Annotated in this window: 8 protein-coding genes; 7 read left to right on the forward strand and 1 reads right to left on the reverse strand. The window is 68.9% G+C overall.

Annotated features, from left to right (window positions below):
- The first annotated feature begins 188 nt into the window (after nt 1-188).
- The 7 genes from ACPEH8_RS16795 to ACPEH8_RS16825 all read left to right on the forward strand — a co-directional run bounded on the left by ACPEH8_RS16795 (nt 189) and on the right by ACPEH8_RS16825 (nt 23,091).
- On the forward strand, nt 189-1,973 hold the full coding sequence (locus ACPEH8_RS16795; protein ID WP_229296526.1) for an autotransporter assembly complex protein TamA: 1,785 nt from the start codon (nt 189-191) through the stop codon (nt 1,971-1,973).
- On the forward strand, nt 1,970-5,812 hold the full coding sequence (locus tag ACPEH8_RS16800; RefSeq protein WP_423667554.1) for a translocation/assembly module TamB domain-containing protein: 3,843 nt from the start codon (nt 1,970-1,972) through the stop codon (nt 5,810-5,812). Before ACPEH8_RS16795 ends, ACPEH8_RS16800 begins: the two co-directional genes overlap by 4 nt.
- Before the next feature lie 103 nt (nt 5,813-5,915).
- On the forward strand, nt 5,916-8,063 hold the full coding sequence (locus ACPEH8_RS16805; RefSeq protein ID WP_423667557.1) for a S46 family peptidase: 2,148 nt from the start codon (nt 5,916-5,918) through the stop codon (nt 8,061-8,063).
- A gap of 125 nt (nt 8,064-8,188) precedes the next feature.
- Nucleotides 8,189-8,938 carry a response regulator transcription factor gene (locus tag ACPEH8_RS16810; protein WP_136006477.1) on the forward strand — a complete coding sequence of 250 codons (750 nt, stop codon included), beginning with the start codon at nt 8,189-8,191 and terminating at the stop codon, nt 8,936-8,938.
- Between the two features lie 227 nt (nt 8,939-9,165).
- Entirely contained in the window at nt 9,166-18,717 is a 9,552-nt protein-coding gene (locus tag ACPEH8_RS16815; RefSeq protein ID WP_423667560.1) for an SdrD B-like domain-containing protein, read from the forward strand.
- The gene (locus ACPEH8_RS16820; protein WP_153165130.1) at nt 18,714-22,070 is read left to right on the forward strand and encodes an Ig-like domain-containing protein; all 3,357 of its coding nucleotides are present in this window, start codon (nt 18,714-18,716) and stop codon (nt 22,068-22,070) included. The genes ACPEH8_RS16815 and ACPEH8_RS16820 overlap by 4 nt, the downstream gene beginning before the upstream one ends.
- A gap of 10 nt (nt 22,071-22,080) precedes the next feature.
- Nucleotides 22,081-23,091 (forward strand): OmpA family protein, encoded by a 1,011-nt coding sequence (locus tag ACPEH8_RS16825; RefSeq protein WP_423667563.1) that lies wholly within the window; start codon nt 22,081-22,083, stop codon nt 23,089-23,091.
- 16 nt (nt 23,092-23,107) lie between these two features.
- Here ACPEH8_RS16825 and ACPEH8_RS16830 read toward each other — a convergent pair whose 3' ends face one another.
- Complete coding sequence (locus ACPEH8_RS16830; RefSeq protein ID WP_136006469.1) at nt 23,108-25,033, reverse strand: GGDEF domain-containing protein; 1,926 nt, start codon at nt 25,031-25,033, stop codon at nt 23,108-23,110.
- Nucleotides 25,034-25,137: the final 104 nt, after the last annotated feature.

The following is a 25,137-nucleotide window of genomic DNA, read 5'->3' on the forward strand; positions in this document are numbered from 1 at the left end:
GCGCCTTCGTCGTGTGTGGGGGACGGGCGCGTGCGGTCGCGGACGCTTCTGTCCGAGGACGTGCAGGTATCGATCCTGCGGTGCATGACAAAGGCGACTTTCTGCGTGACTTTAACGGGGCCTTCACCGTCGTTCTGAAACACCCCCGCCGATTTCGCATGCCCGCGATGGCCCGTTATGCTGTCCGCATGCAGCCAACGAAAATCGCTCTGCCACTGATGTTCCTGACGCTGGCCACCGCCTCGGTGGCACACGCGCGCGGGACCATCCAGAAAGTGGACATCAAGGGACTGGACAAGGGCGACGACGCCGAGATGATCGAGAACATCGAGGTCTCGCTGTCCCTGTACGACACCATCGGCAAGGTCCAGGGCGAGTCGCGCCTGGAGTACCTGCTGTCCCAGGCCGAGCGCCAGACCCGCGAAGCGCTGGAGCCGTTCGGCTACTACAACCCGGTGATCAAGGTCGACAGCCCGCGCGAGGGCGAAACCCTGCGGGTGGTGATCCACGTGGACAAGGGTCCGCCGACCCTGGTGCGGCGCGAGCACATCGACATCACCGGACCGGCGCAGTACGACCAGTACCTGCAGGAAGACCTGGAGAAGTTCAAGCCACGCAAGGGCCAGCGTTTCGAGCACACCACCTACGAGGCCAGCAAGATCGTCGTGACCCGCCGCCTGGCCGAGCGCGGCTACTTCGATGCGGACTACACCCAGCGCCAGGTGCAGATCACCCGCGCCGAGAACGCGGCCGACATCGATCTGACCTGGGACAGCGGCCGCCGCTACAACATGGGCGACATCCGCTTCCACCAGGACTACTTCGTCGACAAGCTGTTCGATCCGCTGGTGTACTGGGACAAGGGCAGCTACTTCCATGAAGGCAAACTGGACCGGCTGCGCGAGTCGCTGACCAAGCTGGACTACTTCAGCGTGATCGACATCCAGCCGCGCCCGGACCAGGCCGACGGGAACGGGGATGTGCCGGTGGACGTCAACCTGACCCGGGCCAAGCGCACCATCTACACCGCCGGCCTGAGCTACGGCAGTGAGAGCGGTGCCGGTGTGCGCGGTGGCGTCGAGCGGCGTTTCCTCAACAACCGCGGCCACAAGATGAACACCCAGCTGGACTATGCGCAGAAGCGCAAGAGCCTGCTGACCAGCTACCGCATTCCCGCGTTCAACTGGCTTGACGGCTGGTATGCCTTCACCGCCAGCGCCTACGACGAGCAGACCGATTACATCGACCTGCGCAACTTCAAGCTGAGCGCCGGACGCAGCGGTGAAATCAACGAACACTGGACTGCGATCGCCTCGGTCAACGCGCTGCGCGAGCGCTGGCGGTACGCGTCGGGTACCGAGTTCACCGATGCGGTCTACAACACCTCCACCCTGGTGTATCCGCAGCTGGTGGCCGACTACGTCAATGTGGACGATGAACTGTTCCCGCGCCGGGGCATCAGCGGCAGCGCGACCCTGCGCGGCGGCATCGAGGGCGCCGGCTCGGACACCAGTTTCGTGCAGGCCAATGTCCGGCTGCGCTGGTACGTGCCGCTCGGTGACAGCGACCGCCTGATCCTGCGCGGCGAAGGTGGCACCACCTGGACCAGTGACCTGGTGGCCATGCCGCCGAGCCTGCGCTTCTTCGCCGGTGGCGACCGCAGCATCCGCGGCTACGCCTTCCGTGAAGTGGGCCCGCGCACGCCGGCCCCGGACAAGTACGCGCTGGGCGCGAAGAACCTGGTGATCGGCTCGGCCGAGTACGAGCATTACTTCAAAGGTGGGCCGTGGGGGGCGGCCGTGTTCGTCGACACCGGCAGCGCGTTCGACAACACCATCGATCTGCATACCGGCGTGGGCTTCGGCGTGCGCTGGAAATCACCGGTGGGGCCGGTGCGCGTGGACATCGCGCACGGCCTGAACAACCCCGATTCGCAGTTCCAGCTGTATCTGAACATCGGAGCGGACCTGTGAGTACGCCGACGCCTTCTGCGCCCACCACGCCACCGCCGCGGGTGCGTTTCTACCGCAAGCGCCGGTTCTGGGCCTGGTCCGGGTTCACGGTACTGGGTCTGGTGCTGCTGGCCCTGCTGCTGCTGTATTGGCTGCTGCAGACCGTGGCCGGCCGCGACGTGCTGCTGGCCCAGGTGAAGGCGCGGCTGCCGGTGGGGGCCTCGCTGACCTGGAGCAGGGTCGAAGGCCCGGTCGCCGGACCGCTGGTGCTGCACGATCTGGTGTTCCGCTACGACGACATCCATTTCACCGCCGAGCGCGCCTACCTGGACCCGGACATCCGGCCGCTGCTGGGGCGCAAACTCCAGCTGGACGCGCTGCAGATCAAGAACGCCACGCTGAACCTGGCCAAGAGCGACGAGCCGTTCGAGCTGCCGTCGTGGCCGGGCTCGCTGCCGCAGATCGAGATGCCGCTGGCGATGCAGGCCGACACGATCATCATCGACGGGTTCCGCATCACCCAGGCGCAGCAGCCGCTGATCGATATCGCCAAGGTGCGCGGCGGAATCGAAATCGCCAACGGTGAGTTCCGCGCCACCCAACTGAAGGTGGACAGCGACATGGGCGATTTCCGTGTCGATGGCCATTACCTGCCGCGCAGCGACTACGACACCGACATCACCATCGGCGCGCTGATGCCGGCGCCGCGCGGGCGTACGCCGGCGCGTCTGGGGCTGGTGGCGCGGGGCGACCTGGGGCATATGGAAGTGGCCATCGCCGGCAACGCGCCGGCACCGCTGCAGGCCAGCCTGGTGTTCGATGGCCGCACCGACCCGGTGTGGAAGGCCAGCGCACGCAGCCGCGAGCTGGACCTGGCGCTGCTGGTGCCGGGCATGGACGCCAGCGCCAGCACGCCGATGGCGCTGGACGTGCAGGCCGACGGCAAGGGCGGCCAGGCCAATCTGCGCGGCACCTTCAAGCAGGGCGACATCGCGCTGGAACTGGCCCCGTCCAAGGTCGGCCTGGCCGATCAGGTGCTGACCGTGGCACCGCTGCAGCTCAAGGGCTTCGGCGGCCAGGCACGGCTGGAAGGCACCGCCGATTTCACCGACAGGGAGAACGCCAGCCTGCGCTTCTCGATCGTCGCCAATGACCTGACCTTCGTACCGGCCGCGGACCCGTCCGCACCGGATGCGGCAGCCCCGGTACCGGTGACGCTGACCGAGGCGCGGATGGGCCTGGCCGGCACGCTGAAGGCATGGGCGGCGGTAGGCAAGGCCTCGGTGGAACGCGAGAAGCAGAACGCCGACCTGCAGTTCGACATACGCGGCAACGACCAGGCCGCGCTGATCAAACAGCTGCAGGCCAGCACCCCGGGCGGCGCGCTGGATGTCACCGGCCGCGTGGCCTGGGCACCGCAGCTGGACTGGGATGCTGCTGTGAAGCTCGCCGATTTTGACCCTGGGTACTTCGTGCCCGGTTGGGACGGTCGCCTGTCCGGTGCGCTGGCGTCCAAGGGGCGCCAGGTGCCGCCGCCGGCCAACAGCCCCGCCGGTACCCCCGGCAGCTACGAAGCCACCGTGGACGTGCCGGGCATCAAGGGCACGCTGCGCAAGCGCGCGCTGGATGCCAAAGGGCAGTTCGCGCTGCGCGGTACACAGGGCGAAGGCAACGTGGCGCTGGCGCTGGGCAACAGCCGCCTCACCGCCACGGGCTCGGTCGGCGATCGTCTGGATATCGACGCGCGGCTGGAACCGGTACAGCTTGACGACCTGCTGCCGGGCAGCAGCGGCAGCCTGCGTGGCCATGTGCTGGTGAAGGGGCCGCGCACCGCGCCGGACATCAGCGCCGACCTGGTCGGCAGCGGGCTGCGCTGGGACGACTGGAGCGCCGAGGCGATCAGCATCAAGGGACGCCTGCCGTGGCAGGGCGACAGCGGCACGTTGGCGGTGCAGGGCAGCAAGGTGCAGGTGGGCATGCTGCTGGACACGCTGAACGTGGATGCGCGCGGCAGTCTCTCCAACCTGCGTGTGGACGCGCAGACCCGCAATGAACTGGGCGCGGTGGCGCTGCAGGGCGGGGTACGCCAGCAGGGCCAGACCTGGCGCGGCGATCTGTCCTCGCTGCGCATCGCGCCGGTCAAGGGCGATGCCTGGACTCTGCGCGGTCCGTCCACCTTCAGCGTGCAGGGCAGTGCGTTCACCCTCAGCGACACCTGCCTGGGCGCGGCCACCGGCGGCGCCTTGTGCGCCAGCGCCAACTGGCCACGCGACGGCCTGCAGGTGCGCGGCGATGCGCTGCCGCTGGCCCTGGTGCAGCCGTGGCTGCCGCCGCAGTCGGGGCGCCGCATCTACCTGCGCGGCGAACTGACCCTGGATGCCAGCATCCGGCCACGTGGCAACGCCTGGGAAGGTGCGGTCAAGGTCGCGTCGCTGGAAGGCGGCATCCGTCTGGGCGACAACGCCCGTGGCGAACTGGTGCGTTACGACCAGTTTTCGGTCAACGTGGACATGACGCCCGCGCAGATCAACGCCAAGCTGGGTGTGGGCTTCCAGGGCAACGGCTTCGTGGATGCCAAGGTGCAGACCGGCTGGGATGCCGGTGCGCCGCTCAACGGCGAGCTGTACCTCAACATGTCGCGTCTGTACTGGCTGGAGCTGTTCTCGCCGGACATCGTGCGCCCCACCGGGCTGATCGAGGGCCACGTCAGCCTGCGCGGGACGCGCGGCACGCCGTCGCTGGGGGGCGAGGCTACGCTGAGCAACTTCAATGGCGAGTTCCCGGCGCTCGGCCTGACGTTCGCCGAGGGCAAGGGCAGCTTCACCGCCCAGCCGGACGGCTCGGCCAAGATCACCGCGCAGGCCAATTCGGGCAAGGGCACCCTGTACGTGGACGGTGGGTTGTCGTGGTTCGGCGATGCCCAGCCACTGCAGCTGCACATTCACGGCGAGAACGTGCTGCTGGCCAATACCCCCGAACTGCGCGTGGTGGCCAACCCGGACCTCGACTTCACCCTGGCCGGTACCGCCATGCAGCTGCGCGGCAGCGTGCATGTGCCCGAGGCCGACCTGGATCTGGAACGCCTGGATCGCGGCACCTCGGTGTCGGAGGACGTGGTGGTGCTGGATCCGGTCGATCCGGAGGAAACGCCGACCTCGCCGCTGGATATGGACCTGACCGTCAGCCTGGGCGACAAGGTCAAGATGAGCGGGTTCGGGCTGAAGGGCGCGCTCGGCGGCAAGATGCAGGTGTGGTCGCGTCCCGGCCGCGAGATGACGGCCAACGGTGGGCTGGAAGTGAGTGGCCGGTACAAGGCCTACGGCCAGGACCTGACCATCACCCGCGGCAATCTGAACTGGAACTACAACGCGGTCTCCGACCCGCGCATCAACATCCGCGCCGAGCGCCGGGTGGGCGATGTCACCGCCGGCATCGACGTCACCGGCCGCGCGCAGTCGCCGCGCGTGGATGTGTGGTCGGAACCGGCGATGTCGCAGTCCGAAGCGCTGGCCTACCTGGTGCTGGGCCGCAGCCTCACCGGTGCCAGCAGCGACCAGGCCCAGCAGGTCAACGCGGCCTCGGCGGCGTTGTCGGCCGGCAGCGGCCTGCTGGCCGCGCAGCTGGGCGCCAAGCTCGGCCTGGACGATGCCGGGGTGAGCCAGTCGCGCGCGCTGGGCGGTTCAGTGATCGGCGTGGGCAAGTACATCTCGCCCAAGCTGTACATCGGCTACGGCGTGTCGCTGGTGGGCAGCGGTTCGGTGCTGACGCTGAAGTACCTGCTGCGTCGCGGCTTCGATCTGGAACTGGAATCGAGCACCGTGGAAAACCGCGGCTCGCTGAACTGGCGCCGGGAAAAATAGGGGGCGTGCCGCGCGCTGCGCGGCGCGACCCAACCATCGGCCGTTGCCCCCGCCCGGCGCAGCGGCTATGGTCCCGGGCTGTTCTGACGTACCGGATGTGTCCATGTCGCCACGCAAGCCTCTTACCGCCGCCCTGGCCCTCGGCCTGACCCTCGCCGCCGGCGCCCATGCCGATGAAGGCATGTGGATGCCGACCCAGCTGCCGGATCTGGCCAAACCGCTGAAGGCGGCCGGCTTCAAGGGCAATCCGGCCGACCTGGCCAACGTCACCGCGCCGCCGTTGAGTGCGGTGGTGCGTGCCGGCGGGGGTACCGGTTCGTTCGTGTCCGGCGACGGTCTGCTGCTCACCAATCACCATGTCGCGATGGGCGTGATCCAGTACAACAGCTCCCCCGAGCACAACCTGATCAACGACGGCTTCATCGCCAAGGGGCGCAGCGACGAGCGTCCGGCCAACCCGGACTTCCGCGTGCTGGTCACCACCGGCTTCGACAAGGTCACCGACGAGGTGCTGCGCGAGGCGCGCGGCAAGACCGGCCGGGCCTACTTCGATGCCGTGGACCGCGCCACCAAGCGCCTGGTGGCCGAGTGCGAGCAGGCCGGCAACGTGCGCTGCAGCGTGGCCGACATGTACTACGGCACCGACTTCTACCGCATCCGCCAGCTCGAACTGAGCGACGTGCGCCTGGTCTACGCGCCGCCGCGCGCGATCGGCAACTACGGCGATGAGATCGACAACTTCATGTGGCCGCGCCACACCGGCGACTTCACCCTGCTGCGCGCGTACGTGGGCAAGGACGGCAAGCCGGCGCCGTACAGCGTGGACAACGTGCCGTACCAGCCGCCGGCGCACCTGAAAATGGCGATCGACGGCCCGAAGACCGGTGACTACGCAATGCTGGCCGGCTATCCGGGCATTACCTACCGCCACCGCACGGCGGCCGAGTTCGCCAGCCAGATCGACGCGGTGCTGTCGCGCCGCGTGGCGGTGTACCAGCAGATGATCGACACCATCGAGGCGGCCAGCGCGCAGAATGCGCAGGCGCGTACCCGCTATGCCTCGCAGCTGCAGTCGTTGAAGAACAACCGCAAGCGCGCCGCCGGTGAGCTGGAAGGCCTGCTGCGCAGCGATGCCAAGGCGCAGCGTGCCGCCGACGAGACGGCGATGCTGGCCGCCACCGATGCAACCTACCGCGGCGACATCGATGCGCTGCTGGGCTCGCTGTCGCAGGGCGCCTCGTTCGGCGAGCGCGATCTGCTGCTGGACCTGGTGGCCAGCCAGAGCCAGCTGCTGCGTTCGGCACTGATGCTCGAACGCCTGCGGGTTGAATCGGCCAAGCCCGATGCCGAGCGCGAGAGCGGCTACCAGCAGCGCGACCTGGCGATGATCGAAGGCGTGCTCAAGCAGGTTCAGCGGCGCTACGATCCGGCCGTCGAGAAGGCGCTGCTGACCGCGCTGCTGAGCCGCTACCAGCAGTTGCCGGATGCGCAGCGCGTACCGGAATTCGACGCCGCCTTCGGACGCACCCCGGCGGCGCTGGCCAAGGCGCTGGACGGCCTGTATGCCGGCACCCGGCTCGGTGACGAAGCCGAGCGACTGTCGCGCCTGGCAGCAGCCAAGGACGGCAAAGCGCTGGCACGTGACCCGCTGATCGACCTGGCCGGCCCGCTGGTGGCGGCCCAGCTGCGCCTGGACGACCAGAGCAAGACCCGTGCGGGCGAGCAGCTGCGCCTGCGCCCGGCCTACATGCAGGCGTTGTTCGCGTGGCGTGCCAAGCAGGGCCGCGCGGTGTATCCGGACGCCAACCGCACCCTGCGCATCAGCTACGGCAAGGTCGAGGCGCTGTCGCCGCGTGATGCGGTGCATTTCGATCCGGTGACCACCGTTGCCGGCATCGTGGAGAAGAACACCAACGCCTACCCGTTCGATGCGCCCAAGCCGCTGCTGGCCGCGATCGCCAAGGGCGATTTCGGCAGCACGGCCGATCCGGTGCTGAAAACCCAGACGGTCAACTTCCTGACCAATCTGGATACCACGGGCGGCAATTCGGGCTCGCCGGTGCTCAACGCCCGGGGCGAACTGATCGGCCTGAACTTCGACAGCAATTGGGAGTCGGTCAGCGCCAGCTGGTGGTTCGATCCGCGCTACAAGCGCGCTGTGCACGTGGACATGCGCTACCTGCGCTGGCTGCTGGCCAAGGTCTATCCGGCACCCGAGCTGCTGAAGGAAATGGACGTGCCGGCGGAATGAGGCACCTCGCCGGTCACGATCCCGCGTCGTGACCGGCGACATGTCGGCCGCTACTTTTGTCGCATTTGGCGCGTTTCCAGACGGCAGCTAGACTGCAGGCCGGTGAAGGCAAGGCAAGCGGCCACGTGACGGCAGACCAGGACAACCGCGGCGGCGCACCGCTGCCGGCGGCGCAGAAGGAACTGGACGGGTTGACTGTCTGGGTGGTCGAGGACGACCCGGAACTGCTCGACCTGATGCTCGACGACCTGCAGTGGCGCGGTGCACAGGCCCGTGGACTCGGCAGTGCCGAGGCGCTCTACCGCGCGCTGCTGCACGATCGCTGCGACATCGTCGTGCTCGATGTCGGCCTGCCCGGCGAAGACGGCTATGCGGTGGCCAGCCATCTGCGCCAGGCCGGCGATATCGGCATTGTCATGCTGACCGGTCGCGGCAGTGCGCACGACATGGCGCATGGACTGACCCAGGGAGCCGACGTCTACCTGGTCAAGCCGCTGGATCTGGATGTACTGGCTGCCGGGCTGCTCAGTCTGCGCCGCCGCCTGTCCGCGCCCCGCCCTGTCATGCCGCCGATCATGGACGCGCAGCAGGCCTGGCAACTGTCGTCCGATGGCTGGACGCTGCAGTCGCCGGCCCGGCAGACCCTCGCGTTGACCGCGATGGAGCGGGGCGTGCTGCAGTTGCTGTTCGAGGCGTCCGGTGAGCCGGTTACCCGTGATCGCCTGATCGAGCGCATCACCGACACGCCCTGGGATTTCGATCCGCACCGGCTCGATGTGCTCGTACACCGGCTGCGTGCCCGCGTGCGCAGCGCCACCGGGCTGGAACTGCCCATCCGCGCCCTGCGTGGACAAGGCTATCTGCTGACCGCCTGAGATCGGACACCCCCGCGTGTGAGGCAGTGTGAGCCAGCGTGAGCGGACGGCACTGACTTGCCGATGGTGCAACAGCACAATGCGCCCCGCTTGAGCGTGCCCATGACGACAGTCGCGCGCGCCTAGGTCGCCGTACGTCACGGGAGCATCGTGCCAGCCTGCGGTCATCGCCGCTTCCGGCCGGGTTCCCTCTGAAAGCAGCAGAGACCGGAACAGGGGAACAACGCATGTCCAGCCATAGCGATCGCGCAGCCATCTGCGCGGCGGTGACGCCGTTCGAGCGCGCAGCCACATCAGCCCGCATGGGCCGCTGGCGCGCCGTCCTGGCGACCCTGATGCTGGCCCTGCCATTGTCTGCGTGGGCGATCGATCTGCAGGTCACCGATTTCTCCGATACCGGCTACGACCCGGTACCGGCTGGCACCACCGTGATCTACAACGTCAAAGTCGAGAACGGCGCCAACGACACCGCTGCCGGCAGCGTGACGCTGATCGACCTTCCGGTCGGCACGGCGCTGGGCAGCCCCGCGCCGGCCGGCTGCAGCGCATCGCCCGGCAGCGCCGGCACCACCCGCGTGGTGTGTACCAACCCGACCCTGAGCGCCTCCGGTGCGCCGTACCAGTTCAAGCTGCCGGTCACCACCGTGCAGACCCAGCCGGCGACGATCACCCTGCATGCGGCCATCGGCTTCGCCGCCGCGTTGCCGCCGGCCACCACGCCGATCGTGGCGCTGCAGGCCAACGATCCGTTCTTCGCCGGTGACACCAACGTCGGCAACAACCGTTCCAACCAGACCACGACCATCCAGGCCGCGGCCGACCTGGAACTGAGCAAGACCGCCAGCCCCGATCCGGTGATCGGCGGCGGCGAGGTGACCTATACCCTCACCGTCAGGAACAACGGCCCCAGCGTCACCACCGGTTTCCGGGTGGTGGACACGCTGCCGCCGAACGTGACGCTGGTCGGCACTCCCAACGGCGCGGACTGGAGCTTCAGCGCGCAGAACGGCACCTACAACGGCACCCTGGCCGTGGGTGCGAGCGCCAGCTACCAGTTCCGCGGCAAGGTCAATGTCGGCACCGGCAACATCGTCAACGCCGCGGTGGTCAACGCCGGGTCCGTGCCCGATGCGGTGCCGGACAACAATGCCGCGCGCGTCACCACGGCGGTCACCGCCGGTGCGGATCTGGCGATGTCCAAGTCGGTATCGCCGGCGCCGGCGGCGGCCGGTTCGGTGGTGACGTACACCCTGACCGCGCGCAATGACGGCCCCAGCGCCGCCACCGGCGTGGTCGTGACCGACGCGATGCCGGAAGGTTTCGTGATCACCGGTGGCGTGGCACCGGCCGGCTGGACCTGCACCAGCAATGCCGGGGCGAGCGTCCGTACCTGCAGCCTGGCCGGCAGCTTCGCGCCGGGTGCGCAGGCGATCATCACCATCACCGCACAGGTGCCTTCGACCGGCACCAACAGCAGTGGGGTGGTCAGCAACACCGCGAACATCAGCGCAACCACGCCGGACCCCGTGCCGGCCAACAACAGCGGCACCGTCGGCCTGACCATCATTCCCGATGGCGCCGACCTGCGCATGAGCAAGTCCCGCTCGCCCTTGCTGGTCCCGGTGTGGAACGGCACCGGTGTGCGCAGCGACAGCATGATGACGTCCACGCTTGGCGTGCAGAACCTGGGGCCACGGGCGGTCACCGGCGACCTGCAGGTGGTGGATACGCTCGCGGCCGGCGAGCAGTGGGTCGATGCCAGCGGGCAGCCGATCCTCCCCGGTACCTCGGTGGTGATCGGGCGCTGGAGCTGCAGCGTCAATCGTGCGTGGGCCGCCGGCCAGGCGCAGACGGTGGCCTGCACCCTCGTCACCGGCTATCCGGTGGCCGTCAATGCCAGCGCGCCCGCTCTGGCGCTGCAGACGCTGGCGCGCACCGCCGGTGCGCTGCGCAATGACGCCTGCACCGGCGGCAGCGGCGGCTCGCTCGAGCCGGTGACCGCCGGCGGCATCAACCGCGATCCGAACGACACCAACGACTGTGCCGGCGGCGAGAGCCGCGCCACCGACGACCGTGCCGATCTGTCGATCACCAAGCAGACCAACGGGCCGGGCGACGCCGACAACATCATCCGCAACAGCGATGATTCGGTGACCTACACGCTGCTGATCCACAATGACGGCGAAGCCACCCCCGGCGTGGTGGTGAACGACCCGATTCCGGGCTTCGTCACCGGCGTGACCACGGTGACCGGCAACGCCAGCCCGGCGGGCTGGAACTGCCGCCTGAGCGGCAGCGCGTGGGTGTGCGATGCCGGAACCAGCGTACTGGGCCGCAACGAGACCGCGACCGTGCGTTTCACCGTCAATCGCGGGCTGTTCGACAGCCAGGGCCAGCCGGCCGGCGTCTGCGGCGGGCAGCCGCTGCTGCCGGGCCGCTTCTGCAACACGGCCGGTGTGCGCATCAATCCGGCCATTCCCGGCGCGCTGGGCGAGATCGACCAGAGCAACAACACCGCCTCGGACTGGGTCCAGATCGATGCGGTGGCCAATGTCGCCACCACCCGCAAGGACATCACCTCGGGCACGCCGGGGCGTGCCGGCGTCAACACCTCGTACCGCATCACCTACCAGAACCGGGGTCCGTCGACGGCGCGTGGCGTGGTCTTCAGCGATCTGTTCACGCTGCCTGCCAACGATGCCGGTTTCGTACTGCTCTCCGCGCTGCGTACCGGTTCGGACGCGGCGAGCAAGGCCTGCACGGTGACCACACATGACCCGTCGATCAGCTCCGCACCGGCGCCCGGTGGCACCTCCTGGTTCAACACCGGCAGTGCGCCGGCCACGCTGCGCCTGACCTGCACGCCGAAGGACATGGCCAACAACTCCACCGAAACGATGACGGTGGAGATCCGCCCGAACGTCAACAGTGGCAACACCGGCCGCCAGTTCACCAATACCGGCAGTTTCCACTTCGACCTCGATGGTGACGGTACGCCGGACCCGTCCAGCGGCACCGACGCCAACGGCCGGACCTACGATTACAACAACCGCACCGACGACGACAGCAAGGACGCGACCTTGCCGTTCGATGCCGGTCGCGTCGATCTGATCGTCAACAAGATCGACCAGAACTTCATCGGCGCGGTGGACCCGCTGGGCTTCGACTCGCGCGCCGGGATGGAGGTCAACAACTACATCTACTACCAGATCAGCGTGCGCAACGCGGGCCCGTCATTGGCCACGCGCGCCATGATCGACGACACCATCACCCCGCCGCCGGGCGCCAGCGTGAGCCTGGTCGGCAGCCGCACCGGCACCGCCGCCGGCCCGCAGGGTGCATTGGAACCGGTCGGCACCCGCTGCTCGGTGGCCGCTGGCAGCACCAATCCCAGCACCGGGCCGCAGACCATTTCCTGCACCCTGCCCAGCGCCGGTGTCACCACCACCGACGAAGGCGTCATCACCAACAACCAGACCAGCTACCTGTACCTGATCTATCAGTACATGACCGCCCCGCCGGCCACCGGCGAAACGCTGAAGAATTCGGTCACCGCGCGCTCGGCCGAAGCCGAGAGCGATACCAGCAACAACACCGCCACCCAGGAAACCAGCATCCGCACGCGCTCGGACCTGTCCATCCGCAAGTCCAGCGTAGTGCTCGCCCCGAGTGCCGATCCCAGCCAGGCCCTGCCGGCGGCGGCGGGCACGGTCAGCCTGCACCAGCCGTTCTGGTTCGTGCTGGACGTGGTCAATTACGGCCCCGGCCACAGTCTGTCGCGCGACCGCACCGGGACCAACCCCCTCAACGGCGACGGCGTGGTTGTCACCGATACCCTGCCGGATGGGCTTGAGGTGCTCGGCGGCGCGGCGGCCATCACCTGGCAGAAGCGCGGTGCCACCGCGGACCCGGGCGTGCAGACCACCGGCCTGGGCAACTGCCTGCTGGTGGGCCGCACCGTCACCTGCCGGATGGGCGATCTGGCGCTGGACGGGCAGGTGCGCGTGCTGATTCCCGCGCGCTGGACCACGCTTCCGGCCAACGGCACCGGCATCAACAGTGCCAAGGCCACCAGCGACCAGCTCGATCCGGACCCGGGCAACAACGACGACACCACCACCCACACCGTGCTCCGTTCCTCGCTGGCCGGCGTGGTGTTCCAGGACCGCGACCGCGCCGGTGCCAATGGGGGCACCCTGCAAAGCGGCGAGCCGCTGATCTCCGGCGTGCGCGTCCACCTCAGCGGTGAGGATGCCTACGGCAATGCCGTTGCACTCGATGCCACCACCGATGCGCAGGGCGCCTATCGCTTCGAGAACCTGGCCCCGGCAGGCGCCCAAGGGTATACCCTGACCCAGACCCAGCCGCCGACCTACGCCAACGGCCCGGTCGCCCCGCCGTCCAGCGGTCCGCTGGCGCCGTCGGTCGGGGGTGTGTTCGCGGCGGTGACGCCGCCCGGCAGCGCCGACTCGGTCTACACCACCATCGCGCTGGGCGCGGGGGTGGATGCGGTGCGCTACGACTTCCCGGAAGTGCGGCGTCCCTCGCTGTCCGGCTTCGTCTATGTGGACGGCAACTACAGCAACGTGCGCGACGCCGGCGACGCCCCGATCGCCAATGCCACCCTCGAACTGCTCGATGCCACCGGCACTGTCGTGGCCACCCGTACCACCGGCAACGATGGCAGCTACAGCTTCCTGGGGCTGGACCCGCAGATCTACACGCTGCGCGAAGTGCTGCCGGACGGCAGCTACCGCAACCGTCCGAGTGCGATCAATCCTGGCCTGATCGGCGGCGTGGCATGCGCCAGCTGCAGCGTGGCGACCGGTGCCGGCGGCGATGCCGCCAGCACCGATCGCATCGCCGGCATCGATCTGTCCAACGGCGACGATGGCACCGTGTTCAACTTCGGCGAAGACGCGGTCACCGCCATCTCCGGCCATGTCTATCTGGACCGTAATGGCAATGGCGACTTCGACGCCGGCGATGCCGGCGACCGCGGCTCGCAGCCCAACGGCGGCCTGCAGGACGTGACCATCACCCTGACCGGCGCCGGCCCGGACGGCGTCTACGGCACCGCCGACGATCTGCCGCCGGTCAGCGTGCAGACCGACGCGCAGGGCCGTTACACCTTCGACACTCTGGTCGTCGGCCAGCACTACCGCATCACCGAAACGCAGCCGCAGGGGTATGCCAACGCGACGGAGAACCCGGGCAACCGGATCGACATCGCCACGCTGCCGTTGACCGGCTCCAGCGGCAACGATTTCGGCGAGAAGCTCGGTTCCTTGGCCGGCCTTGTCTACGAGGATTTCTCCAACGTGGCCGCCGGCAACAACAACGGCGTCCGCGACAGCGGCGAGAACCCGATCGCCAACGTGATCGTGACCCTCACCGGCACCGACGTGCTCGGCAATCCGGTCAGCCTGACCGCGACCACCGACGCCACGGGCGCCTACCGCTTCAACGATCTGCTGCCGGCCCAGGCCGGCACCGGCCACACGCTGACCGAAACCCAGCCGGCCGCGTATCTGGACGGCAAGCACACCGCCGGCACGGCCACCACGCCGGGCAGCACCGCCGTGCCCAACGTGATCTCCGGCATCGGTATCGACGCCGGCCAGGACGCCACCGGTTACCTGTTCGGCGAGCTGGCCAACGCGCCCATCAGTGGCACGGTGTACCTGGACCGCAACGATGACGGCCAGAACAACGCCGGCGACGTCGGCATTCCCGGCGTGCAGGTGGTCATTGTGGGCGCAGGTCCGGACGGTGTGTTCGGCACCGGCGACGACACCAGCGAAACCCTGCTGACCAACGCCGATGGGCATTACAGCTATCCCGGCGCCGTGGCCGGGCAGGACTACCGCATCACCGAGACCCAGCCGACCGGGCTGGCCGAGGGTCGCCAGACCCCCGGCAACGTGATCAACATCGTCAACCTGCCGGTGGCCGGCTCGACCGGCAACGACTTCGGTGAGCGCGCCGGCAGTCTGTCCGGCACCGTGTACCTGGACCGCAACAACAATGGCGTGCAGGATGCCGGCGAACCGGGCCTGCCCAATGTGCAGGTACAGCTGCCGGCCGGCACGGTCGATGCGCTGGGCCAGCCGCTTGCCGCCATCACCACCGATGCCGACGGCCACTACCGCTTCGCCGATCTGCTGGCGGGCACCTATACGGTGACCCAGCAGGTGGCGCAGCCGGTGTTCAATGGCGCCGCCACGATCAACGGCATCACCCTCGCCGGGACCATCGACGGCACCCCGGCCGGTACCGCCACCCCCGTGGCAAGCGTGCCCAGTGCCATCAGCGCGATCGTGCTGCCGGCCGGCAAGGCGTCGCTCGCCAACAACTTCGGTGAAGTGCTGGCCGTGTCCGTGTCCGGCACGGTGTTCTTCGACGCCGACAACAACGGCACGCAGCAGGGTGCGGCCGAAACCGGCATCGAGGGCGTGACCATCGAGCTGACCGGTACCGACGATACCGGCGCCAGCGTGCAGCGCACCGTGCAGACCGATGCGGATGGCCGCTTCGCCTTTGCCGACCTGCGCCCGGGCATCTATACGCTGGTTGAACCGCAGCAGCCCACCGGCACCAGCAACGGCATCACCACTGCCGGCACCATCGATGGCGTCAGCAGCGGGACCGCCACGCCGGTGACCACGGTGCCCAGCCGGATCGGCACGATCGATCTGTCCACGCCGGGCAGCGCCTCGGTGGACAACCTGTTTGGCGAGATTCCGCTCAACAGCGGGATCAGCGGCAAGGTCTGGATCGACCGCAACAACGATGGCGTCGTCGATCCGGGTGAAACCGGCCTGGCCAACGTCGTCATCACCCTGACCGGCACCGACCTGGTCGGCAATCCGATCAGCCGCGACACCGTGACCGATGCCGATGGCAACTACAGCTTCGGCGACCTGCCGCCGGGCACCTACACCGTGACCGAACCGGAGCAGCCGACAGGCACCCGCGATGGCCGTACCGTGGCCGGCAGCACCGGTGGCACGGCGACCGCGCCGGGCACGACGCCGTCGACCATCACCGGCCTGGTGCTGGGGGTCAACCAGCAGTCGGTCCAGAACAACTTTGGCGAGATTCCGACCGGCAGCATCGCCGGGCGCGTCTACAACGACAGCAACGACAACGGGCTGGTCGATCCGGGTGAGGGCGGCATCGCCAACGTCACCGTGGTGCTGACCGGCACCGACGATCTGGGCCAGCCGGTCTCGATCACGCTGACCACCGATGCCGACGGTCGCTACCGTTTCGACGGCCTGCGCCCGGGCACCTATACGGTGACCGAGCCGACCCAGCCGCCGCAGACCCTCAATGGCATCACCCGTGCCGGCACCGTGGGTGGCGTGGTCACCGGCGTGGCCAGCGGCCGCGAGACCGTACCGTCGACCATCGGCCAGATCGTGCTGCCGCTGGGCGGCGATTCGCTGGACAACAACTTCGGCGAGATTGGTGATTCACCGGACATGCTGGTCAGCAAGTCGGCCGCCAGCCCGCGCTTCACCGTCAACAACATCGCCGCGTACACCCTCCAGGTGCGCAATGGCGGACAGCAGCCGTCGCGCGGCGAATATGTCGTGCACGACCGCCTGCCTGCCGGCCTGACCCTCGCCGCTGCCCCGACCGGTACCGGTTGGGTCTGCACCGGCGCGGTGGGCGACACGCGCTTCACCTGCCGCAGCCAGCAGGTACTGGCCGCCGGTGCCACCTCGCCGGACACCATCGCGGTGCAGGCGCTGGTCGGTGCCGCCGCCGCCGAGGCCGGCACCGTGCACAACGCCGTGCTGGTTGAGGGCGGTGGCGAAAACGAGTTCCGCGCGCCGACCGCCGCCGAGCGCTCGGCGTTCGATGGCGACGTGACCCAGCTGCCCGCGTGCGTGGAGGCGATCCAGTTCAACGCCTGCCGCGTGCCGAATGCCGTGCAGCTGGCCGCGTCGGTCGGCGGGACCGTGTGGTACGACATCGGCAGCGATGACCAGCTGCTCGACGGGGGCGACCAGCGCCTGCCGTCGTGGGGCGTCGAACTGGTTGATCCGATCACCGGGCAGGTGGTGAAGACCACCACCACCGGTGCCGACGGCAGCTACCGCTTCGCCGATGTGGTGCCGGGCGTGACCTGGAACATCCGCTTCCGCGATCCGACCTCCAACATCCTGTGGCCCAATCCGGTCACCCGCGAGTCCCTGTCCGGGGTCCTGGAAGCCTGCGACGCGGCGACCGCCATCGCGCGCGCCGGGGTCAGTGCCTGCCGGGTCAACGACAATGGCATCAGCCAGCTGGAAGTCGTGCTCCGCCCCGGCCAGCACCTGCCGCAGCAGAGCCTGCCGGTGGACCCGTCGGGCGTGGTCTACGACGCCACCACCCGTGACCCGGTCCCGGGCTCCATCGTGACCCTGAGCCCGGTGGGCGTGTGCACCGGTTACGACCCGCGCACCGCGGTGCTCAATGCCGGCAGCGGTGGCTATCGCCTCGAGGGCAGTGCGATCTCGATGACGGTGGGCAGCGAGGGCTTCTACCAGTTCGCGTTCGGTCCGGCCGCGCCGGCCCGTTGCGAATTCAAGCTCACCGTCACGCCGCCGGGCAGCTACCAGTTCGTGTCCACGTTGATCCCGCCGCAGAGTGGCTCGCTGTCGCCGGCAGGCGGCGCGGGTGCCAACCATGAGGTGCAGCCGAACCGTCTCGCGCCGACCGGTGCGGTCGGCCTGCCGACCCAGTACTACCTGGGCCTGTTCGCCGGCTCGGATACCGCCGCGATCATCAACAACCACCTGCCGCTGGACACTGCGGTGGCAACGGGCTTGGCCATCAGCAAGAACGGCGACCGCCAGACCGCCGAGATCGGCGACACCGTGCAGTACACGATCACCATCCGCCAGACCGCGGGCAGCGCGCTGCGCACGGTCAACGTGATCGATCGTCTGCCGCGCGGCTTCACCTACATCGACGGCACCGCACGTGCCGATGGCCGCGCCGTGACCGATCCCTCCGGCAAGCCGGGCCCGCTGCTGGGCTTCGATGTCGGCCCGATCGCGGTCGGCGGGCAGATCGTCCTGACCTACCGCGTGCGGGTGGGCGTGGGTGCGCAGCAGGGCGACGGCATCAACCGTGCCCAGGCGTTCGGCTGTGCCTTCAGCGGCGGCTGCATCGATACCGGCAGCATCACTCCGCTGCCCGGTGCGCTCCCGTCCAACCGCGCCGAATACCGCGTGCGGGTCACCGGTGGCGTGTTCACCGACCAGGCCTGCGTGCTGGGCAAGGTGTTCATGGACTGCAACAACAACCATGTGCAGGACCGCGAAGAACTGGGCATCCCGGGCGTGCGGCTGTACTTCTCCGACGGCACGTGGGTGATCAGCGACTCCGAAGGCAAGTACAGCTACTGCGGTCTGCCGCCGCAGAGCCACACGCTGAAGGTGGATGCCAGCACGTTGCCGGTCGGCGCGCGCCTGACCACCAGCAGCAACCGCAACCTGGGCGATGCCGACAGCCTGTTCCTGGATCTCAAGAACGGCGAACTGCACCGCGCCGATTTCATCGAGGGCAGCTGTGCCAACCCGGTGCTGGAGCAGGTCAAGGCCCGCCGCACCCAGGGTGAGGTACGTGCGCCGGAGACCGAAACCGGGCAGGCGCCGCTGCGCTTTGACAGCAAACCCGCGCGGGCGCCGCAACAGGCGACCGACTCGGCCAACCAGAGACCGATCGTGCATCCCAGAGCCAACCCGCCCGCTGCCGGCGCTTCGACGGAGGTGCAGCCATGAGCCGCGCCCACCCGTTGTACCGCCTGCCGCGCCTGAGCCTGCTGGCCTGCGCCCTGGCCGCCGTACCTGCGATGGCGCAGAGCGTGGGCAGCGCTGGCCGCTTCACGCCGGTTCTCGGCGATGCCAGCACCCTGTACCCGCGCAGCCCTGCCAGCACCGATGCCGCGCCGCGTGCACTGGACAGCGCCGTGCCCGGTACGCTCGACCGCATCCTGGTCGAGCTGGACCGGGATGGCGTACCGGCCGATGGCCAGAGCGCGGTGCACGTGCGCGTGCAGCTGCTTGATGCCGCCGGCCGCGCGCTGGCCGGCACCACCTACGCCACGATCGAGACCAGCGGTGGCCGCATCCGCCTGCCGGGCTCGCGCACCGACGAACTCGGACCGGGCGCGCTCGACGCCGACAAGGTCACCCCCGGCATCCAGCTGCAGGTAGTGGACGGCGTGGCCGAGTTCGACCTGCTCGCGCCGCACGACCCGCAGGACGTGGTGCTGCGCATCACCGCCGGCGCCGAGACCGCACAGGGCACCATCGGCTTCCTGCCGGAAATGCGTGAGCTGCTGGCAACCGGCCTGATCGAGGGCGTGGTCAACTTCCGCCGGCGCAGCAATGCCGGTCTGATCTCCCCGGTGGAGCACCACGACGCGTTCGACCGCGACATCCGCCGCTGGGAGCGCCAGTTCAACAACGGCAAGGCCAATGCGGCCGCGCGTACCGCGTTCTTCGTCAAGGGGCGCATCAAGGGCGAGTACCTGCTGACCGCCGCCTACGATTCGGACAAGGACACCCGCGGCCGCCTGCTGCGCGATATCCAGCCTGAAGAGTTCTATCCGGTCTATGGCGATTCGTCGCTGCGTGGCTTCGATGCGCGCTCGGCCGAGCGCCTGTACGTGCGCATCGACAACCGGCGCAGCTACCTGCTGTACGGCGACTTCCAGACCGGCGACACCCTGGCCACGGCCACCGGTATCGGTGGCAGCGGCGCGATTCCGCAGCGCAGCCTGGGTACCTACAACCGGACCGCCACCGGCCTGGGCTGGCACTTCGAAAGCGAGCGCGTGCGCAGCAATGTGTTTGCGATGCAGGATTCGCTGCGCCAGGTGATCGAGGAGTTCCGCAGCCAGGGCAGTGGGCCCTACGCACTGCGCAACAACGCCGTGCTGGAAGGCAGCGAACGCGTGGAAGTGATCGTGCGCGACCGCAACCAGCCCACGCGCATCACCTCGGTGCGCTCGCTGGCGCGGCTGGTCGACTACAGCTTCGAGCCGTTCTCCGGCCGCATCCTGCTCAATCAGTTCCTGCCGGCCTTCGACAGCGATCTCAACCCGGTCTCGCTGCGCATCACCTATGAGCTGGACCAGGGCACCGAAAAGTTCTGGGTGGTCGGCGCCGATGCGCAGGTCAAACTGACCGACCAGCTCGAAGTCGGCGCGGCGGCGGTCGAGGACCGCAACCCGTATGCCGAGTTCAAGATGGGCAGCGCCAACGCGAGCTACCGGTTCGGGGCCAACACGCTGCTGGTGGCCGAGTTCGCGCGGACCCGCAGCGAGGTCAACACCAATTCGATCAACCAGATCACCTCGCAGGGCCTGAAGGACATCAGCGGCGAGGTTGAAGGCGATGCCTGGCGTGTGGAGTTCGCGCACCGTGCCGACAAGCTGGACGCGCGCCTGTTTGCCGCCCGCACCGATCCGGCGTTCAACAACCCGGCGGCCCCGCTGTATGGCGGCCGTGGCGAGTACAACGCGCGCGTTGCCTACCGGGTCGGCCCGCGGCTGGAACTGTATGTGGAAGGCCTGCGCAGCGAGGACCGCAATCCGGACGGCGGCAAGCGCGACGCGGGTGGCGCCGGCGTGCGCATCGGCGCCACCGACCGCCTGACCGTGGACCTGGGCGTGCGCAGCATCCGCGAGACCATCGGCGTGACCTCGCCGTGGTCGTCCGGTGTGCCGTTCGGCAATGCCGGCGGCCTGACCGGCGGGTTTGCGACCGGTTCCGGCGGTGGCGCGCTGGGGTACGGGCAGCAGGCGCTGGACCCGCTGACCGGCCTGATGGTCATCAACGGCAGCAGCACCGGCAGCCCGATCACCAGCGACCTGCCGGTGGGCACCGAGCTCGAATCGGACAGTGCGCGGTTTGGCCTGGGCTATCGCCTCAATGACCGCCTCAGCGCGGGCGCGGAAGTGGAGCACAGCGTCAGTGGCGAAGATCGCCGGCGTCTGGCCGCGGGCCTGGACTACCAGGTGTTCGAGCGCAGCCGGGTGTATGGCCGCTACGAGAAGCAGACCGGCCTGACCAGCGCGTACGGCATCACCACCACCGACCGCGAGGCCGACGCACTGGTGTTCGGTATCGACAGCAGCTATCTGCGCGATACCCAGACCTTCAGCGAGTACCGCCTGCGCGATTCGATCAGTGGCCGCGATGTACAGGCTGCCTCGGGCATCCGCAACACCTGGGACATCCGCGAAGGCCTGCGCCTGGCCAGTTCGGCCGAGCACGTCAAGGTGATCGACGGCAGCACCGGTGACAGCACCGGCCTGGCGCTGGCCCTGGACTACAGCGCCAATCCGCTGTGGCGCGGCGCGATCCGGGCCGAGCACCGCATCTCCGAGGACGTGCCCGACACGGCCACCAACGAGGCCTTCAACACCACGCTGCTGCAGTTCATGCTTGCCCGCAAGCTCAGCCGTGACTGGACCCTGCTGGCCCGCAACTACCTGCTCAGCACACGCTACGATGCCCGCGGCGATGTGCTGCAGGACCGCTTCCAGCTCGGCGTCGCCTACCGCGATACCGACCGCAACCGGATCAACGCGCTGGCGCGCTACGAATACAAGCTCGAACGCGATGAAAGCGGCCTGACCCTGTCCGACGGCAACACCGTTGATGGCACCAGCCAGGACGTGCGCACCCGCGCGCACATCGTCTCGGCCCATGCTGACTGGCACCCGTCGCGGCCGTGGTGGCTGACCGGCCGCGTGGCAGGCAAGTGGCAGCAGGACCAGTTCGCCTACACCGACAGTGCGCGCGTCAACAGCCGCTTCCGGGCCGTGTTGCTGTCCGGGCGGGTGGTGTACGACATCACCGAGAACTGGGACATCGGCGTGCTTGCCTCCACCTTCCGCGGGCAGGCCGGCGCCAACCAGTACGCCTACGGCATGGAGGTCGGCCGCCTGCTGCGGCAGAACCTGTGGCTGTCGGCCGGCTACAACTGGACCGGCTTCGACGGCGACCGCGACCTCAACGGGTACGAGTACACCCAGCAGGGCGTGTTCCTGCGCCTGCGCTTCAAGTTCGATGAAGACCTTTTCCGGCCGGACCCCGTCCGCTACCGCGACCCGGCACGCTGAGGATGCCCTGATGACCACTCTTTCCCCGATGAACCGTGCTGTCCCCTCGCTGCTCGCCGCCGCGCTGCTCGCCAGCGTTGTCGCGCCCGCCGGTGCACAGCAGACACAGCTGCTGCCGCAGCAGAAACGCATCACCGACGAGGCGATCCATGCCGACCACGGCGCCTACGAGGCGACCCAGGGCCGGATCCAGGCGCTCAACGATGGGGGCCGCCCGATCCGCGATTACCACCTGTCCAAGGCGCAGTGCTGGCTGGACGTGTCATTCCACGAGTACAGCCGCAACGACCGCAGCGCGTTCCCGCAGCAGGCGCTCACCGAGTCGGAGAAGCTGATCGTGGGCATGGAGCAGGGCGTCTCGCCGCTGCCCATCGACACCCCGCTGGTGAACAAGGCCAAGTACCTGCGCGATGACCTGTGGCAGCGCCTGCGGGTGCTGCACGGTGCGCCGGGCTTCAGTTGCGCCCAGCAGCAGGTCGCCTGTGGCGAGGTCGAGCTGGTGCATGCCGGCAACGAGTTCAACCAGCAGCAGTGGCGGCACTCCAAGCCGTACATCCAGATTGCCGAGGAACTGGTCAACGAAGCAGAAGCGCTGGCCCGCCAGTGCGGCGCCGTGCCGGCCATCGCCGCCGCACCGGGGCCGCTGGTCGCCAATGTGCTGTTCGAGTTCGACCGCGATGCGTACCGTGACATCCGCACCTACTCCCTGGAAAGCGTGGACCGCGCGCTGGCCCGGATCGCCGACGAAGGCCTGCAATTGCAGGGCATCACCCTGGTTGGCCATGCCGATCGCATGCAGGGCCGCGGCTTCGACGCCAACCAGTCGCTCTCCGAACGGCGGGCACGCACGGTACGCGAACTGCTGATCGGCCGCGGCATTGATCCGGCCCGCATCCGCTACGAGTACCGGGGCGATACCCAGCAGGTGCAGCAGTGCGATGGCGTGCGCCCACGCGCGGCGCTGCTGGAATGCCTGCTGCCGAACCGGCGGGTCGAGGTGCGGTTCGAGGTAACGCGCTGACCGGTCGGTCCGGACATCAAGTGCCGGTCTGTACGTCCTGATCCACGGGCGAACGGACCGGCTCCGGGCGCGGCGGAAGCCAGGCCATCGGCCGGCTTCCGGCCAGCGACAGCCAGCCGCAGGTCATGGCCCGTGCGGGGTCGTGCAGCAGGCTGTACAGATCGACGTCGCGGCCGGCGTCCTCGCCCCACAGCATGGCCCAGGCGTTGTGGCCGCTGCGGCGCGCGCTCTGCAGCGCCCGGTCGGCCGCGCGCAGGCTGTCGTCAAGCGCGTCCGGCGCACCGGCGAAGAGGGGCAGGGGTGCCATACCGATGCTGGCGGTCAGGGTCAGGTGCTGGCCGGGGCCCGTGTCCACCACCAGCCGCTCGATCGCCGCGCGCAGATGGCTGGCCAACGCCTGCGCAGCCGGCGCGGCGGTGTCATGCCGCGCAACCAGGAAAGTGGCGCCGCTCCATCGCGCGATCCGGTCATGGCTGTCGCAGTGCTGGCGCAGGCACCGGCCCACCGCGCGCAGCACGGCGTCGCCGGCGGCCTCGCCATGCCGTTCGTTGAGCGCCTTGAACGCATCCAGTTCCACCAGCATCACCACGCTGCGCTGCTCGGTACCGCTCCTGGCCCGGTCCGCGGCGAGCAGGCGCTCGGCTTCCCGGCGGTTGACCAGCCCGGTCACCATGTCGGTGCTGCTCAGCAGCGTGAGGCGCCGCCGCTGCCGGCGCATGCGCAGCACGATGACGGTGGCGACGGCCACCACCACCAGCAGCGCCACCAGCGCGCTGTTGCGCAGCACGCGCACGCGGCCCAGGTCCTGCATTGCATTGACCTCGGCCGGGTCGATGCTGCGCTCCGCGGTGGCCTGCAGCCGGGCGAGCTGGTTGAGGGTGTCGCCCTTGCTGCGCGCGCGGTCGATGTCGCGGGCCTCGCGCGCGTACCGCAAGGCCAGGGCGCGTTCGCCCCGCAGGGTGTGGATGTCGCCGAGCAGATCCAGGCCGGCGCGGACCTCGTCGGTGAAGCGACCCCGCTCCGCCGCGGCCTGGGCCTGCTCCGCCAGCGGCAACGCGGCCTCGGCCCCTGCCCGGTCGAGGGTCAGCCGCGCCAGCCGCTGCAACGTGACGATGTGGCCCTGCGGGTCCTGCACGGCCTGCCAGTCCAGCACGCTGCGGAACTTCGCCTCAGCCTCGGGCAACTGCCCGGCCAGTCGCTGGATCTCGGCACGATGGCTGACGATGCGGTGCAGAAAGAGCTCCTGGCCGCCCAGGCGCGTGCCGATGGCTTCGGCACGGGTGAACGCGGTGGAGGCCTCTTCATGCCGATGCATCTGCAGCAGCGCAAAGCCGTAGTTGTAGTACAGGATCAGATCGCCCGGGTTGGGCGGCCGTCGCATGTGCTGGTTCAGGGCGGTGGCTTTCTGCAGATAGGTCAGTGCGCCCTGCGGGTCGCCCATCGCATCACCGCGGATCATGGCAATCTGCATCAGCGCACCGATCTGCCCCTGCACGTCCCGTTGGCGGACGGCTTCTTCCAGGAACAGATTGGTCAGCTCCAGTGCCTGCGCATGATCGCCGCGCCACAACAGCAGGTGCGCGGCCATCGACTGGGCGCGGAGCCGGTCTTCGGGATTCGCATCGGGGCGGGCAGCCGCGGCCTGCAGCCGCGCCGGCAGGTCTGCGGCCTGGTCGAGCTGGCCCTGCGAGCGCAATGCCACGCCCAGACACGCCAGGGCACCGATCTCGATCGAGGTCGGCAGCGACGGCGATGCGAGCAGCGCACGCGCCATCTGCAGCGATGTCCGTGGCGCGCTGGTCAGCAGGGCATGGCATTGCTGGACCTGGGCGACCAGCGGTGCGCTGTTGATCGGATGCTGCGCCAGTGCGCAGGGCGCAGCGACCGACAACAGGCAGACGAGCGCGGACACGCCGCGACGGACACGTGACAACTTGGGCATAGGAGCGACGACTTCCCGGTCGAGTGCAGGCCGGCGGCGATGCGGAGCGCCCGCGACGGTACTGCCAGCTTGTGCGTGGCTACTATACCCTCCTTGCCGCCGGT

This window comes from Stenotrophomonas sp. NPDC077461 (genome assembly GCF_049545475.1).
Classification (GTDB): Bacteria; Pseudomonadota; Gammaproteobacteria; order Xanthomonadales; family Xanthomonadaceae; genus Stenotrophomonas; species Stenotrophomonas nematodicola.

Coding starts and splice junctions, on each gene's coding strand:
- ACPEH8_RS16820 (WP_153165130.1), top strand. CDS start 18,714: ATGAGCCGCGCCCACCCGTTGTACCGCCTGCCGCGCCTGAGCCTGCTG.
- ACPEH8_RS16795 (WP_229296526.1), top strand. CDS start 189: ATGCAGCCAACGAAAATCGCTCTGCCACTGATGTTCCTGACGCTGGCC.
- ACPEH8_RS16825 (WP_423667563.1), top strand. CDS start 22,081: ATGACCACTCTTTCCCCGATGAACCGTGCTGTCCCCTCGCTGCTCGCC.
- ACPEH8_RS16805 (WP_423667557.1), top strand. CDS start 5,916: ATGTCGCCACGCAAGCCTCTTACCGCCGCCCTGGCCCTCGGCCTGACC.
- ACPEH8_RS16830 (WP_136006469.1), bottom strand. CDS start 25,033: ATGCCCAAGTTGTCACGTGTCCGTCGCGGCGTGTCCGCGCTCGTCTGC.
- ACPEH8_RS16815 (WP_423667560.1), top strand. CDS start 9,166: ATGTCCAGCCATAGCGATCGCGCAGCCATCTGCGCGGCGGTGACGCCG.